Origin of the sequence: Bacillus sp. L_1B0_5 (assembly GCF_000836715.1) — a bacterium.
Lineage (GTDB): Bacteria > Bacillota > Bacilli > Bacillales > Bacillaceae_G > Bacillus_A > Bacillus_A thuringiensis_S.
In genome coordinates, this window is the sequence record NZ_JXIS01000025.1 from 123,115 (window position 1) to 138,941 (window position 15,827).

Here is a 15,827-nt window from a genome sequence, read left to right on the forward strand (position 1 = left end):
TTCTTTCATTTTAAGAAACTTGTTCTACATTCGTTTCTCTATGCTGTATATGGCTCGTGATCCAAGCAATTCCACCGGCAACAACGAGATAACATAACAATATTAAAATTTGCATTTGTAATTGCGACCAATCTCCTAAAGAGATAACATCTTGTAATCCTCTAAGAGAATGAGACATTGGGAGAAACTGTCCAATTTTGCTAAGAACAGCTATGTTTAATTCTCCTGGGAAAGTCCCCCCGCTTGTCGCTAATTGCAAGACAAGAAGCGTTACCGCTAAGAACTTTCCAACAAGACCAAATACTGTTACTAACATAAGAATAAATGTCATGAACGTAAAGGAAATAACAATACTTGATAAAACAAAGAGTGGCACACTTGCGACTTCTAATTTCATAACACCTAGCACAACTACATCTACGAGTAGCGCTTGAATAAGTCCAATTAAATATACCAATCCTAGTTTATTAATAAAATGTACCGTTCCGCTTACCTTCATATTTTGTCTGCGGCCAAGCGGTAAAATATTCGATGCCATAATTCCGCCAACATAAAATGCAAGTGATAAGAAATATGGCGCAATGCCTGAACCGTAGTTAGGAACGTCAGAAACTGTTGACTTCACTAACTGAACTGGCTCTGAGAACATCGTATTACGTGCATCATCATTACGAACATCCGCTATCTTCTCTGCGCCCTCTCCCAATTTCGTAGAAAGTTCTTTCGCACCATCATCAAGTTTAACAAGTCCATTTGTTAATTTACTAGCACCGTTATTCAGCTCCGTTCCACCACTCGCAAGCTGGTTTACACCTTCTTGCAATGATGTAAATCCATTTCCCCACTTCGTAAATCCATCAGCCAAATTCGATGCACCATCTGCTATCTTTTTCGTTCCAGCAGTAGCTTCATTTAACTTAACTCCGAATGTATTCATGCCTTCTTCAATCTTATGTTGACCGTCAGTAAGCTTCTTCGCACCTTGTGTCAATTGTTGTTGGCTATTATTTAAAGTACTTGTTGCTTTAGCTAGTCCATCAGACGTAGCAACAATTTTTTGAAAAGCGGGATCTTGCTGCACTTCTGGATGATTTTTCACGTACTCTTCTAATTGTTGTTTCACATTATTTGCCGCATTGTCCGCTTTCGCTTGCCCTTCAGCAAGTTTTTCATTTCCATTCACCCATTCATTTGTACCAGCACTTAATTCACTAACTCCTGATTGTAACGTTTTTTCACCTTGTGCTAATAACTCCATACCACTATGAAGTGATGTCGCTCCTTGACTCAGCTCATTTGCTCCCCCAGTTAAAGCAGCTTGACTGGATGCAAGCTTGTCACTTCCTTCTTTCAATTTCGATGTCCCATTACTTAAACGATCAATACCATCCGCAAGCTGATTCGCTCCATTTTTTGCATCGGTCGTTCCTTCATGTAACTTCCCAGCACCATTACTTGCATCACTCAATCCTTGTGCTAAATCTTGAAACTTTGAAAAGACACCTTCTGTATAAGATTTCGTAATACTGTTTGAGATTTTTGTTTTCATATTTTCAACAGCTGTCGTTCCAATTTGAGCTGCTACAAAGTTTTTACCTGGATTTACTTTGTACTGCAACTTTGCCGGCTCTGGTTTCTCATCCATAAGTGTACTTACCTTTTTAGAGAAATCTTCCGGAATCGTAACAACCATATAATATTTATCTTCTTTTAACCCTTCATCTGCATTTTTTTCTGATACGAAATGAAAAGCCAGTTCCTTATTCTCTTTTAAATTTTTAACAAAATCGTCTCCTGCATGAATTGTTTTTTCATCCATCGCAGCACCCTTATCTAAATTCACAACCGCAACAGGTAATTTATCTAATTTTCCGTACGGATCCCAATATCCAGCTAAAAAGAATCCTGAATAAATTAAAGGAACGATTAACAAAAAAATTAAAGCGATACGTCCATGTTTATGGTGCCACATCGCTTTCCAATCTTTAAATATAAGTTTAATTCCCTTCATGAAACATACTCCTTCTCCGAATTTAACACCATTAGAATGGTTTAACAGATTTACTATACACGTCACTTTCCATACTGTATAATACATCTTTAATTATCAATTCATTCCTTTTGGTCTATAGAAAGGGGATTCGAAATGGAACTGCTCCAGTTAAAATACTTTCAGACAGTCGCACGACTAGAACATATGACAAAGGCAGCTGAAGAATTGCATATCGCGCAACCTTCACTCAGCAAAACAATTGCTAGACTTGAAAAGGATTTAGGCGTCCCTTTATTTGATCGCCAAGGCCGACAGATTACTTTAAATTCTTTCGGAAAAGTATTTTTAAAACGGGTAGAACGTATTTTTCATGAATTAAGTGAAGGGGAACGAGAAATTAAAGATTTAGCCGAATTACAACAAAGCTCTATTACACTGGCCGTTTCTATTCCAAGAATATTACCGGAACTACTTGGCTCTTTTTTACTAGAACATCCTAACGTTAGATTCCAACAATTTCTTGCATCTACTCCTTCTATGAAACGACAACTAGATAATATAGAAATTGACTTTTGTATCTCCTCTGTGCCAATTGCAGGTGAGGAGATTGTTTGGGAACCACTTATTACAGAAGAAATTTTCTTAGTCGTCCCTTCAGGCCACCGTTTATCCGGCCGAGAAAACATCCACCTGCATGAAGTAAAAGACGAACCGTTTATTAGTATGAATACTGGCTATGGATTTCGGCACTTAACGGATGAATTTTGTAAAGAAGCTGGTTTCACTCCGCATATTGCTTTTGAAGTAGATGAACCGACAGTGATTAGCGACCTCATTAAGCAAGGGCTCGGCATCGCTTTTGTTCCAAGTTTAACTTTATTAAAAAACTCTACTTTAGCATCAAGCAAGTTGCGTATTATTGAACCCAATTGTCAGCGAACCATCGGATTAAGTTGGTCCAAAAAACGTTACTTATCAAAAACAGCTCAGCAATTCCGTGAATTCGTGATTGACTACTTTTCTAATATTAGGACGTAAAATTATATGAACAATAAAAGGTGCCACCCTCATATGGTGGCACCTTTTATTGTTCACTCTTTTTTAATTCCATTTCAGCTAAAAGTGGTAGTACATTATCAAAAATATGCGTATTATTATTTTCACCTGTTACATATCCACCGTAATATCTACTAAATACGTTGTCATTTCGGAATGTGGACATATGATCATACAATTCCTTCGCAAACTTTGTATCACCTGTTTGTAGTACGTACAAAATCGTTAATCCGTACGCGGCCGGCGATTCATAATTCACAGTTTGTTTTCCCGTTTCTAAATTGTAACGACCGTATAGCTTTCCATCCTCTTGGAACTTCTTCTTTATAAATTCCAAATAAGCATCTGATGAAAGACCTCCTAAACTCCGATGATATGCAACGTATGATTGGTCAATAAGATTCACTTCTTTATCGTACGTAAATGTACCATCTTCTTTATACTCTTTTGGGAATGCCCAGCCATGCCTTGGATAATCCGCTAAAAATTGAACGACTTCCTGATATTGCTGAGCAGAAACTTTGCCGTACTTCTTCATATAGGAGAATGCACGCGGATTTATGTATGATGTTGTTACAAAATTATTTTGTTTCCCTGCATCTGCATCATAATAATCAACATAATAATTATCTTTTTTATTATAACGAAGTACAGCATCACTTAATTGATCAGCAAGGTTTTTATAACGCTCTTCCTTATACATTTCATAAGAACGATATAATTGTTCTATAATACGAAGATCATCTATAAGTGCATTTGTAGCTGACTGCCTCTCTCCCTTTTCAGAGAGTTTCCATAAAACGATATGATTCTTATATACGAAATTATCTTGAATAACCTTTACTTGCTCATCAAATAACGCCTGGTCATCTTTATCAAGTGTATATTGTAACCATAATCCCGCCGATTCTGATAAAGCTTCACGTCCCTTTGCTTCACCCGTACCTGCCTTAGTATCTACTAAACGATACGTGGCAAGCGTTCCATTTTCATTCACCATATGTCTTAAAATAAAATTTTCTGTACGGTTTCCTTGTAAAGCTGACCAAAATACAATTCCACCTAAAGCGATTAAGAAGATAACTCCAATCCCTATATATAAACGTTTCCGCAATCTTTTCACCTCCCTAGTAAGGCTAACCTTAATTTTATCAGAACATACATAAATTTAAAAAAGACAATCTATTAGATTGTCTCCCACATTTCTATCCCCCGCAAACCTCTTTAGAAGGTTTATATAGCGATTGTACAAGTCGATCATATTCACGACGTGTAATCTCTTTATTATATAGCTTCAATAATAAATCTCTATGCTCTTTTGAAAATGCCATCTTTTTAATGACTTCAGGATACATAAAACACCCTCTCCATTTCACATAAACTTCTTCATTCCGAAAACAGAACTTATGTTCGCATAAAAGATTATAAAATATTCCTGCGCAAAAAACAAACAAAACATGAGCAACTATTCATTTCTTTCTATTCAAAATATTACAACATTATATTATCATATTCACTTTTTAAATACATATATATTTTTGGTAGTTTTTTTGAATAAATCTTCCAATTCAATCAGAAAATAATGGCAAAAAAGAAGAGGAGTTTACATATGGATACGGTAACATTAGCAAGAGCATTTTTTGGTTCTTCATTAGCATTCCACATTATCTTTGCAACACTTGGTGTCGGACTTTCATTGATGATTTTTATAAGCGAAGTACTCTATCACTGGAAGAAAGACTCCGACTATGCCATTATGGCGAAAAGATGGACAAAGGCGTTTGCTATTCTTCTCGGTGTAGCAATTCCAACTGGAACAATTGTTGGTGTACAAATCTCACTTCTTTGGCCTGGTTTTGCCAAAATTGTCGGGCAAGTTATTTCTGTTCCCTTCCAAATTGAGATTTTCGCCTTCTTTTTGGAGGCTTTATTCATGTCGATTTACGTATATGCAGCTGATAAACTTCCTCCATTTATGAGATTAATCTCGCTATTTTTCGTCATGCTTGGTGCCACGGCATCCGCCGTGCTCATTACATCAGCAAATACATGGATGAATACACCGGCAGGCTTTTCAATGAATCCAGATGGATCTGTTTTTAACGTTGATCCGTGGAAAGCTTTCTTTAATCCGAGTTTTGGCACAAGTGCATTCCATGTCGTTATTACGGCTTATGCAACTGGTGCGGCTGTCATTGCTTCTATCGCTGGATTTAAATTATTGAAGAAAAATTTAAGTACACGTGAAATTGCTTATCATAAAAAAGGGCTACTATTAGGGCTTGTCGTTACATTTATTACAGGCGCTACGATGTGGCTTTCAGGACATGAATCAGCGATTGCCTTACATAAACACTCACCTGAAAAACTTGCATCTGCTGAAGCTTTATTTGAAACGACATCACACGCACCGCTATCCATTGGCGGAGTTGTGGATCCTAATACACTTGAACTAAACTATGCACTTGAAATTCCAAACATGCTTAGCTTATTAGTGGGACTAGACCCTAACACTGTCGTAAAAGGTTTAAAGGAATTCCCACAAGAAACATGGCCACCATTTTATACACATACACTGTTCAACTTAATGGTCGGCACTGCTGCGTTTACCTTTGCAGTTGCAGCAATTGCGCTCTTATATTGGTACTTCGTTTACCGAAAAAAGGGAACAGAACTACCGAAGTGGCTACTTTGGGGGGCTGCCGCATGCGGACCAATTATGATGCTCGGTATTGAATTCGGATGGATTTTCAGTTGTAGCGGTCGTCAACCATGGACAATTTATGGTATGCAGCGTACCGTCGATGCATCTACACGCGCTGATTTCGTCGGTCCTTTATTTATTTTGTTCATCATTTTATATATTGGACTCGCTATTTTAACAGTCTTTGTTCTACGGACATTCTTTAGAAGACATCCATTAAAGAATGATTTACAACACCAAGGAGGCGATTCTCATGCATGAGGAAAGTATTGCAATCATCATCTTATGGGCCCTTATTTTCGTATACAGTATATTAGGGTCCATCGATTTTGGCGCTGGTTTTTGGGGCATGGTATACGCAAAACATCCAACGCTCGCTGCCAAACTTGCGAATCGGTACTTATCACCTACTTGGGAAGTAACAAATACGTTTCTTGTTTTCGTCGTTGTCGCATTTCTCGGCTTCTTTCCGAAAGCGGCCTTTACCCTTGCGACAGTAATGTTCGTACCAGTTATGTTAATTTTAGTGCTCGTTGCAGTACGTAGTACATTTATGGTGTTTGCTTACTCCTTGCCGAAATATCAGTACCTTCTTCGGGTTATTTCAGGTATTACTGGTCTCTTAATTCCAGCACTATTAATTACCGTTTTACCCGTTACAGAGGGAGCCTATATTACAATGTCTGAAGGGAAAGAAGTACTCCTGTATGGAAAACTTCTTTCTAGCCCGGTTATCTATTGCTATATGCTCTTCGGAATAACGTCTGAACTATTTCTCTCCTCTCTCTTTCTCGCTGATTTTGCGAGAGAACAAAGTTCAGAAGATACGTATAGAATTTATAGAAGAAATGCCATCATCCTTGGTCCTGCAACGCTCGTTACGGCGATCATTGCCCTCGTTGTAATGGATCCAGAAACACATTGGCTTATGCAAGGATTAATAAAGCAATTCCCGTGGTTTACAGTTTCTATTGTTTTATTCGTTATCGGATACTCGTCCCTTTGGTGGACAAACAAAAAGTACAATACACTAGGATACCCTCGCATTGCCGTTTTAGCTGTCGTCGCTCAATATGCATTTGCAAGCTACGCTTACGGCGTCGCGCATTTACCGTATATTATTTATCCTGACGTAACTGTATTTACAAGCTTTACAACGACAGAAACGTTCTATGCACTTCTCATTCTATACGCAATTGGGATTGCAATTTTATTACCAGGATTTATTTTCTTCTGGAATTTATTCTTGAAGGATCGTACTTTTTTGAAGGAAAAATAATATAGCCTTGGAGTCTGTTCCAAAAGGTATTTTGGGATAGACTCCTTTTTCATGTTTTGTCGGTAAATCGATATATTTTAATAATCGCTGATATATTTTCAGTTGCGCCGATATATTTCAATAATCGCTGATATATTTTCAGTTACACCGATATAAGTCTCATTTACTACCTTACCACCCAATCAATTTATAGACTCCTATCACAATAGTTATTTCACTACTAGTGACACTTGTCCTTTAGCTTGAAAAACACATATTCGCTTCATCTCGTTATACGTCTAGTTCTTCTTATTTTTTGCTGAATATACTACCAATATAAACTTGAGACAAGCTACATCTGTTCAAGGGGAAATAGAAAGGTAGGCAAAATATGAGCATTGAAATATGGATTACTATTATTGTATTCTTCTTAACGATGATTGTTATCTTTTGGCGGCCTCGTGGTTTAAATGAGGCATGGCCAGCAGCAATCGGTGCTGGCATTATCCTGATTACTGGACTTGTGTCAAAACCAGACGTCATGGACATTATAAGTAAAATTGGCGGTGCCTCCATAACAATATTAGCGACCATCGTTATGGCCGTTATATTAGAAAGCTTCGGCTTCTTCCATTGGTCCGCAGCAAAACTAGCAAATTTAGCAAAGGGTTCTGGTCACCGTTTATACTGGTATATTCAATTACTATGTTTTCTTATGACTCTTTTATTTAATAACGACGGTAGTATTTTAATTACAACTCCAATTTTAATTCTTCTTCTAAAAAATCTTCAATTAAAACCTCATCAGCAAATTCCTTATTTATTAAGTGGCGCTTTAATCGCTACGGCATCTAGTGCACCAATTGGTGTAAGTAATATCGTAAATTTAATCGCATTAAACATCGTCCATATGACTCTTTATATGCATACTGCTATGATGTTTGTACCTGCAACATTAGGCTTATTATTTATGTCATGGCTTATGTATACAGTTTTAAAGAAAAAACTTCCGAAAAAATTACCTGTTTCTTCATATGATATTGAAGAAATTTTCTTCACGAAAAACTTCCATCCACTAAAAGGAAATAATTCTGTTGATACGAAACAAAAGCGTACAAGATTCATGTTAAAAGTATTAGGTTTCGTCTTCCTTATGCGCTGCCTTTTATTCGTTGCATCCTTCTTATCGATTCCAATCGAAATTGTTGCTGTACTCGGTTCACTCGTTCTTCTCATCTGGAGATGGTACTACTTACGAACAAACCCTGTCGATATTTTGAAAAAGACACCGTGGCACATTTTAATTTTCGCTTTCTCTATGTACGTCATTATTTACGGGCTTCACAACGCAGGATTAACAGCGGCGCTTGTAAATTGGCTTGAACCAGTTGTAAGTCAACATCTACTCTATGCTAGCTTTGCAATGGGTGGACTCGTCTCCCTCCTCTCTAACGTCTTCAATAACCATCCTGCACTTATGATTGGTACAATCACATTAACAGAAATGGGACTAGACCCAGTCACATTAAAAACTATCTACCTCGCAAACATTATTGGTAGTGACATCGGTTCACTATTACTACCAATTGGTACACTAGCTTCACTCATTTGGATGTATATTCTGAAACAAAACAAAATTAAAGTAAAATGGAAAGACTATTTAAGTGTATCCCTTATCGTTATTCCTCTCACAACAGTCGTCACATTATTCCTCTTATACTACTGGGTACACCTCTTCTTCGCCTTATAAAGTGAAACTTTAATCAGTGCGGGTTTTGTTCATCCCCCACTGATTATTAGTTAAACCAATCGGGCTTTTACGGGCAGCCCGACCCCGACCTAACTTCTTTGCTTCCGCTGAATTTTGAGGTGGGGGTCTTACTGCCCACAAATAGCGGGATAAACGACAGAAGCCCGCTTTGCTACCGTCTTAGCAAAGCGGGCTTCTTCTATATTTAAGTTAGGTACTACAGTGTGATCAATCAAGTAAAGAGGTGTAACGTGTTATTGGTATAAATGACTACCAGTGTCTTTAAATTCTTTCGCTTTCTCTTTCATCCCTTTTTCAATTGCTTCTGTCGTTTCTAAATCATTTTCTTTCGCATATTCACGAATATCATGTGAAATTCTCATACTACAAAACTTCGGTCCACACATGGAGCAGAAATGAGCCGTTTTCGCACCTTCTGCTGGCAATGTTTCATCGTGATATTCCATCGCACGTTCAGGATCTAAAGATAAATTAAATTGATCGCGCCAACGAAATTCGAAACGTGCTTTTGAAAGTGCATCATCACGCTGATGAGCCGTTTTATGCCCTTTTGCAAGATCAGCCGCATGCGCTGCAATTTTGTACGTAATAACACCCGTGCGTACATCATCTTTATTCGGTAAACCTAAATGTTCTTTCGGCGTTACATAACAAAGCATCGCCGTTCCAAACCAACCGATCATCGCAGCTCCAATTGCCGATGTAATATGGTCATAACCTGGTGCAATATCTGTCGTTAGTGGCCCAAGTGTGTAAAACGGCGCGCCCTGACAAATATCAAGTTCTTTCTCCATATTCTCTTTAATTAAGTGCATCGGTACGTGTCCAGGTCCTTCAATCATAACTTGCACATCATGTTTCCAAGCAATTTTGGTTAATTCACCAAGTGTTTCAAGCTCAGAAAACTGTGCTTCGTCATTTGCATCTGCAATCGAACCTGGACGTAATCCATCTCCGAGAGAGAACGAAACATCATACTGCTTCATAATTTCACAAATCTCTTCAAAATGAGTGTATAGGAAGTTTTCTTTATGATGGAATAAACACCACTGTGCCATAATCGAACCACCACGTGAAACGATACCTGTCGTACGCTTTGCCGTGATTGGAATGTAACGAAGCAATACACCAGCGTGAATCGTAAAGTAATCCACGCCTTGCTCAGCTTGCTCAATTAACGTATCACGATATACTTCCCACGTTAAATCTTCTGCAATTCCGTTTACTTTTTCCAGCGCTTGATAGATCGGTACAGTCCCAACTGGTACAGGCGCGTTACGAATAATCCACTCACGCGTCGTATGAATGTTTTTACCTGTAGATAAATCCATAATCGTATCCGCACCCCAGCGCGTTGCCCACGTCATCTTCTCTACTTCTTCTGCAATAGAAGAAGATACAGCAGAGTTTCCTATATTTGCATTGACCTTCACGTGGAAGTTACGCCCAATAATCATCGGCTCTGCTTCCGGATGGTTAATATTCGCTGGTAAAATGGCACGGCCTTCCGCGATTTCCTTACGAACAAACTCCGGCTCTACACCTTCACGAATCGCAACATATTCCATCTCAGACGTAATAATGCCATTACGTGCATAGTGCATTTGCGTAACGTTTGCACCTTGCTTCGCTCTAAGCGGCTGGCGATCCATTTGCGGGAAAACAGGTGTATGTTCCGAAGCCACTTTCACACCATCATCCTCTGGTTTCACCTCGCGCCCTTCATATGCCTCTACATCCCCGCGCTCCATGATCCAAGAATGACGCGGCGTTGGAATTCCCTTTTCCAGCTCCACTTTATACGCCGGATCCGTATAAGGACCGCTCGTATCATACACACGGACTGGAGGATTTGGAACGCCGTTCGTTTCGCTTTGTTCAATCTCACGCATCGGCACTTTCATGCCTGCGCGTGGTCCATCCACATATACTTTCTTACTCCCTGGTAAACTCGATTTCAATTCAATTTGCTCAGCTGAAACAGACTGTTTCATAACCTTTGTTGCCTCCCCTGTTCGTGACAAGGACGAGATATGGCCAGCGCATGCCAAAATAAAAAGAGCCAGGTCCATAAAAAAATAAGGACCTGGCTCATAAAAGACATCATTATGTAAAGCCGTTAACTTCCCTACGCTGGTACGAGCCAGATCAGGTCCAAAGGGTTAAGAAGATCACGCGCTTCTCTCTCAGCCTACGCATACGTTAGGCACCCCTAGTTTATCACTGATTTAATTTTCAATACTTTCCCATCATACACGATAATCTGAAAAATGCAAAGTTTATTTCTTTTGTCGCTTATGGAATCATCCACGTTAAATAATATGCCTGCACATACGTCATAATACCAACAATAATTACGAAGAACACCCTATTGTAAAAATAGTTTATAACTTAACATGGGAGTTTAAAAACATCTTCACCACAAAGAGTGTTGAGAATCTCGACCATTGTATTAAAAAAATTAAGAATACTAATATACAAGAGTTTAAGAGCTTTACGAATGGATTAGCCCGGGATATTGAAGCTGTCAGAAATGCGGTAACTTATGAGAATAATAATGGTCTTGCCGAAGGGAGCATAAACAAGTTAAAGCTTATTAAAAGAATCATGTATGGTCGATACAAATTCTCCACATTGCGGACAAAGATTCTACTTTTGGAGAGAATGAGACTTTTCAACTAACTCCGGAAAGAACCATTTTTTACTTGCTAAATACATTCATCAGTCCCGTTTGACAAAGAGCCTTTGTCTCTGCTGCATTTCGCTACAACTGCTACTGTTACCTGCCATACAACCTGCAATAGAGATAGGTAACAATTTACTATACAAGGAACAAAATTGACCTGCTCCTCCATTTAGTGATTTAACTATCTTTATTATTCAGAGCTAAAACTCAAAGAGAAATCTCTTACATTTATTGTAACATCATTTCCTTAATATGTTAATTTTTTTGTTATCTTGTTAGTTAAAGGGGGACTTAGTACAAAAAATAACCGTAGATAGTAGCACGAACACCGTTCTTGTTATAATTAATTTTTTTCAGAACGTCTATAATCCTCTTTTAAAAAATATATGTAAATATAATAAAAAACGAATGATTAATAGAAATATTCTACACCACTCGTTTTTTATCGGACTTCTTTTTACTGTACTTTTATTTTCTTTATGAGTTATTAGAAAAATAATTGTCTATATAAGTCTTTATTTTTTCAAAATTCTTTTCCATAAATAAGATTGCTGGTACTTCAATTATTGGAAGATTATTTTCATTATCGAAAGCTGGACACGGTTTGGGAACTACCAAATAGTCAACTGAGTTTTTATCTCTAATATAATTAATTGAAACATCATAATACTTAGAAAAATATTCCTTCAAATCATCCTGATTCCTTAAAAATGGTAGAGAAAATATTGAACCATAATTTATACCAGCATCGACAATTAATACAAAGCATATTTTTTTCATGATACACCCTCCTCGTATAATAAGTTTTAAGTTAATAACTGTTCCTTGAAAATTAAATAGTTTTTATCTTCAAGAGCTACATCAAAAAAATGATGTATGGGTAAAATTTAGTCTTGGATACTGGGGGATTTCCCCAGATAATGGAAGTACGGAAATGGACCCATCGGGAATATGCTTACTCCTCCTGTAGTTCGACCATGTTAAAAGACTGTGACCCAGACCAAAATGCACTGCATACGCACAAGCTGTATCGTTTTCCTTCACTTACCTCTCATAGTGGGGAGGGCAGCTTAGATGAAGGCAATCATTGAATACTCATACGCGAGGTTGTGGCTATGTTTTGGACTCTAGGGAGATCCCACAGTATCCAAGCTCATTCCAAATACTATTCAAAGAAAGGAGGTCCTTTCTTTGAGATTATTCGTAGCTATTGATGTAAGCTCTGAAAAACTTGATGTATGTTTTCTTGACAGTCATGACACTGTTTTGAAAGAAATTTGTCTTTCAAACGATGTGAATGGTGCCAACGCCATTAAGGAGGATGTTCTCCATTTTCATCAGTTGTACAACTATAAAAAAATTGTCATTGGTATGGAATCTACTTCCGTCTATAGTTTCCATCCTTCCATGTTCCTAACGGAAGATAAGGATTTGAGGGCTTTAGACGTGGAAGTGGTCGTACAAAATCCAAAAGCCATCCATCGGTATAAAAAACTCTTTGAAGAAGATAAGACCGATAAAATAGATGCTTTCCGTATTGCCGATTTTTTACGAATCGGACGGTATAATAAGTTTCTTATCAAGGAGGAAAAATACGTTGCCCTTCAACGTTTAACACGATCTAGATATCAACTCGTTCACCAGCAAACAGAATGTAAGCAACACTTTCTGAAGAACCTTTACTACAAATGTAATACGTTATCGAAAGAGTTAAATACCTCTGTTTTTGGTGCGACGATGATGGAAATACTCTCAGATTCCCTTTCGTTGGATGAAATCGCAGAAATGGATCTAGAAGCACTCGCTACTCTTCTTCAGAAAAAGGGGAAAGGACGCTTTAGCGACCCGGAAGATTTAGCGAAAACCATCAAGAAAGCCATACGTGACTCCTACCGACTAGGTAAGGTCCTTCAAGACTCTGTGGACGTTGTATTAGCCACTTATGCACGATTGATTCAAACATTGAAAAAACAAATCAAAGAGATAGAAAAAAGCATTACTGCTTTATTCTAAGCCATTCCAGAAGCGAGATATTTAACAAGTGTTCCAGGCATTGGAGTCGTATACGCCGCGGGAATCATTGCAGAAGTTGGACAAATTGAACGCTTTGAGAACGAAGCACAATTGGCCAAATACACCGGTCTTTACTAGAAAAAATCGCAATCTGGAAACTTTGAATCGGAACGAACACCCATGACACGAACGGGAAACCAGTATCTTCGTTATTACATGGTTGAAGCTGCCAACTCTGTACAACTTCGTGAAGCTACTTACCGTGCTTATTATTTAAAGAAATATGATGAAGTTCCGAAATACAAACATAAAAGAGCCCTTGTCTAAAGCCGTAACTAGATTCGCTAAATTGTTTTTCAAATATTGAACCAAGCACTTGACTGATTGCTTGTTGAACAAGCCTATCCACTACTGTCGGTATTCCCAATTTGCGCATCTTCCATAAAAAGAGCCAGGTCCATAAAAAAATAAGGACCTGGCTCATAAAGACATCATTATGTAAAGCCGTTAACTTCCCTACGCTGGTACGAGCCAGATTAGGTCCAAAGGGGTTAAGAAGTTCACGCGCTTCTCTCTCAGCCTACGCATACGTTAGGCACCCCTAGTTTATCACTGATTTAATTTTCAATACTTTTCCATCATACACCATAATTTGGAAAATTCAAAGTTTATTTCTTTTGTTGTTTATGGAATCATCCACGTTAAATAATAAGCCTGAACATAAGTCATAATACCAACAATAATTACGAAGAACAAACTATGCTTCACTGTAAAACGGAACAAATCCGATTCTTTTCCAGCAAGACCAACTGCTGCACAAGCGATCGCAATCGACTGCGGGGAAATCATTTTCCCTGTTACACCGCCTGTTGTATTTGCTGCAACGAGAAGCACTTCAGATACGCCGACTTGCTGCGCTGTAATGGCTTGTAAATTTGAGAACAGTGCATTCGCAGACGTATCAGACCCTGTTAGGAATACGCCAATCCAGCCTAAGAATGGTGAGAAGAACGGGAATAGTCCGCCAGTTCCGGCTAATGCTAACGCTAACGTAGAAGATAGACCAGAATAGTTTGCGATAAATGCAAATCCTAGTACGAATCCGATAGATAGAATTGGCATTTTTAATTCGTTTAACGTTTCTTTAAATGTCACTACTGCATCTTTTACATTCATTTTCAAAATAAACATGGAAATGATACAAGCAATTAAAATCGCTGTTCCAGTTGCCGATAATACATCGAACTTCAGAATTGCCTCGTAAGGCGTTGGTTTATTTACAATTGGTTCTGCTTTCATTACTAGATTATGCAGACCTGGAATTTCAAACTTAAATACAAGACTTGCTAAAGCCCCTCCTGGAGCGAATAATGCCTTAAAGAAACTTTGGCTCCAAATGACTACCATAACCGTTAATACGATAAATGGAGACCATGCTTTTACTACTTTTCCAAACGTTAATTTCGGCATCGATGCTGCTGTCGTTGTTGCTGCTACTTCACTATTTGCTTGCCCGGATTGATAAATTTCTTTCGGCTGCCAAACTTTTAAGAACAGCGCTAAACTAATTAAACTTACAAGTGCCGATGTAATATCCGGAAGTTCTGGCCCTAAAAATGTCGCTGTAATGAACTGCGTAATCGCAAATGAACTACCCGCTACAAGTAACGCAGGCCACGTTTGTCTTATCCCTTTAAATCCATCCATTAAAAATACGATGAAGAATGGAACAAATAATGATAGGAACGGTAATTGATGTCCAGCCATTTGTCCAATTTTATGTGGATCAATACCTGTCACTTGTCCAGCAACTGTAATCGGAATTCCCATCGCTCCGAACGCCACTGGTGCAGTATTTGCAATCAAACAAAGACCTGCTGCGTATAAAGGATTTAACCCAAGACCCGCAAGAAGCGCTGCTGTAATCGCTACTGGTGCTCCAAATCCTGCTGCTCCTTCTAAAAATGCTCCAAATGAAAATCCAATTAAAATAACGAGTAGACGATGATCATTCGTAATCGATAATACCGATGCACGAATCACATCGAATTGACCTGTTTTCACAGAAATTTTATATAAAAATACCGACATAATGATAATCCAAGCAATCGGCCATAACCCGTACAAAAAACCGTACCCGGTTGCTGCCATTGCCATCGTGAAAGGCATTTTATAAGCGAATAACGCTACTAAAACTGTAAGTACAACTGTAATAAATCCTGCCACATACCCCTTCATGCGAAAAATCGCTAAAGCTAAGAAAAAAAAGATAATCGGAATAAGTGCGACTGCTGCTGAAATCCAAATATTACCGAACGGATCATAAACTTGTGTCCATGTGTTCAT

11 protein-coding genes, 2 pseudogenes and 2 riboswitches are annotated in these 15,827 nt (G+C 38.3%); of the genes and pseudogenes, 6 read left to right on the forward strand and 7 right to left on the reverse strand.

What is annotated here, in order from left to right; all coding sequences use genetic code 11:
- Positions 1–10: 10 nt before the first annotated feature.
- On the reverse strand, positions 11–2,011 hold the full coding sequence (locus RT27_RS08600; protein ID WP_043935832.1) for a YhgE/Pip domain-containing protein: 2,001 nt from the start codon (positions 2,009–2,011) through the stop codon (positions 11–13).
- 135 nt (positions 2,012–2,146) lie between these two features.
- On the opposite strand from RT27_RS08600, the gene RT27_RS08605 reads away from it, so the two are divergent.
- Entirely contained in the window at positions 2,147–3,031 is an 885-nt protein-coding gene (locus RT27_RS08605) for a LysR family transcriptional regulator (RefSeq protein WP_016079713.1), read from the forward strand.
- Positions 3,032–3,077: 46 nt separating this feature from the next.
- On the opposite strand, the gene RT27_RS08610 is transcribed toward RT27_RS08605, so the two are convergent.
- Complete coding sequence (locus tag RT27_RS08610; protein ID WP_016079712.1) at positions 3,078–4,163, reverse strand: hypothetical protein; 1,086 nt, start codon at positions 4,161–4,163, stop codon at positions 3,078–3,080.
- A gap of 91 nt (positions 4,164–4,254) precedes the next feature.
- Entirely contained in the window at positions 4,255–4,404 is a 150-nt protein-coding gene (locus RT27_RS35155) for a hypothetical protein (RefSeq protein ID WP_000283180.1), read from the reverse strand.
- Between the two features lie 254 nt (positions 4,405–4,658).
- On the opposite strand from RT27_RS35155, the gene cydA reads away from it, so the two are divergent.
- From cydA to RT27_RS08625, 3 genes are all read left to right on the forward strand, one after another.
- The gene (gene cydA, locus RT27_RS08615; RefSeq protein WP_016079711.1) at positions 4,659–6,014 is read left to right on the forward strand and encodes a cytochrome ubiquinol oxidase subunit I; all 1,356 of its coding nucleotides are present in this window, start codon (positions 4,659–4,661) and stop codon (positions 6,012–6,014) included.
- Positions 6,007–7,032 (forward strand): cytochrome d ubiquinol oxidase subunit II, encoded by a 1,026-nt coding sequence (locus RT27_RS08620; protein ID WP_000544183.1) that lies wholly within the window; start codon positions 6,007–6,009, stop codon positions 7,030–7,032. The genes cydA and RT27_RS08620 overlap by 8 nt, the downstream gene beginning before the upstream one ends.
- Positions 7,033–7,402: 370 nt before the next feature.
- The gene (locus RT27_RS08625) at positions 7,403–8,761 is read left to right on the forward strand and encodes an arsenic transporter (RefSeq protein ID WP_016079710.1); all 1,359 of its coding nucleotides are present in this window, start codon (positions 7,403–7,405) and stop codon (positions 8,759–8,761) included.
- Between the two features lie 254 nt (positions 8,762–9,015).
- Here the strand turns inward: RT27_RS08625 and thiC are convergent, their stop codons facing one another.
- Positions 9,016–10,776 (reverse strand): phosphomethylpyrimidine synthase ThiC, encoded by a 1,761-nt coding sequence (thiC, locus tag RT27_RS08630; RefSeq protein ID WP_043935833.1) that lies wholly within the window; start codon positions 10,774–10,776, stop codon positions 9,016–9,018.
- 114 nt (positions 10,777–10,890) lie between these two features.
- Positions 10,891–11,006, reverse strand: a riboswitch (TPP riboswitch).
- A 188-nt stretch (positions 11,007–11,194) separates the two neighbouring features.
- Between thiC and RT27_RS35160 the strand changes: the two genes are divergently transcribed.
- Positions 11,195–11,464 carry a transposase gene (locus tag RT27_RS35160; protein WP_230690617.1) on the forward strand — a complete coding sequence of 90 codons (270 nt, stop codon included), beginning with the start codon at positions 11,195–11,197 and terminating at the stop codon, positions 11,462–11,464.
- A 481-nt stretch (positions 11,465–11,945) separates the two neighbouring features.
- On the opposite strand, the gene RT27_RS08635 is transcribed toward RT27_RS35160, so the two are convergent.
- A complete protein-coding gene (locus RT27_RS08635; RefSeq protein WP_000717611.1) occupies positions 11,946–12,248 on the reverse strand; it encodes a hypothetical protein in 303 nt (100 codons plus the stop codon).
- A gap of 411 nt (positions 12,249–12,659) precedes the next feature.
- On the opposite strand from RT27_RS08635, the pseudogene RT27_RS08640 reads away from it, so the two are divergent.
- Positions 12,660–13,805, forward strand: a pseudogene (locus RT27_RS08640) (IS110 family transposase); the annotation flags it as partial.
- Here the strand turns inward: RT27_RS08640 and RT27_RS35720 are convergent.
- Positions 13,804–13,920 (reverse strand): annotated as a pseudogene (locus RT27_RS35720) (Retron-type RNA-directed DNA polymerase); the annotation flags it as partial. The pseudogenes RT27_RS08640 and RT27_RS35720 overlap by 2 nt on opposite strands.
- A gap of 57 nt (positions 13,921–13,977) precedes the next feature.
- Positions 13,978–14,094: riboswitch (TPP riboswitch) on the reverse strand.
- Positions 14,095–14,165: 71 nt separating this feature from the next.
- On the reverse strand, positions 14,166–15,827 hold the full coding sequence (lldP, locus tag RT27_RS08650) for an L-lactate permease (protein WP_016079708.1): 1,662 nt from the start codon (positions 15,825–15,827) through the stop codon (positions 14,166–14,168).

What these genes read in the sequence shown, in the direction of transcription:
- RT27_RS08600 (WP_043935832.1), bottom strand. Translation starts at nt 2,011, where the DNA reads ATGAAGGGAATTAAACTTATATTTAAAGATTGGAAAGCGATGTGGCAC.
- RT27_RS08605 (WP_016079713.1), top strand. Translation starts at nt 2,147, where the DNA reads ATGGAACTGCTCCAGTTAAAATACTTTCAGACAGTCGCACGACTAGAA.
- RT27_RS08625 (WP_016079710.1), top strand. Translation starts at nt 7,403, where the DNA reads ATGAGCATTGAAATATGGATTACTATTATTGTATTCTTCTTAACGATG.
- RT27_RS08620 (WP_000544183.1), top strand. Translation starts at nt 6,007, where the DNA reads ATGCATGAGGAAAGTATTGCAATCATCATCTTATGGGCCCTTATTTTC.
- thiC (WP_043935833.1), bottom strand. Translation starts at nt 10,776, where the DNA reads ATGAAACAGTCTGTTTCAGCTGAGCAAATTGAATTGAAATCGAGTTTA.
- cydA (WP_016079711.1), top strand. Translation starts at nt 4,659, where the DNA reads ATGGATACGGTAACATTAGCAAGAGCATTTTTTGGTTCTTCATTAGCA.
- RT27_RS08635 (WP_000717611.1), bottom strand. Translation starts at nt 12,248, where the DNA reads ATGAAAAAAATATGCTTTGTATTAATTGTCGATGCTGGTATAAATTAT.
- lldP (WP_016079708.1), bottom strand. Translation starts at nt 15,827, where the DNA reads ATGAACACATGGACACAAGTTTATGATCCGTTCGGTAATATTTGGATT.
- RT27_RS35155 (WP_000283180.1), bottom strand. Translation starts at nt 4,404, where the DNA reads ATGTATCCTGAAGTCATTAAAAAGATGGCATTTTCAAAAGAGCATAGA.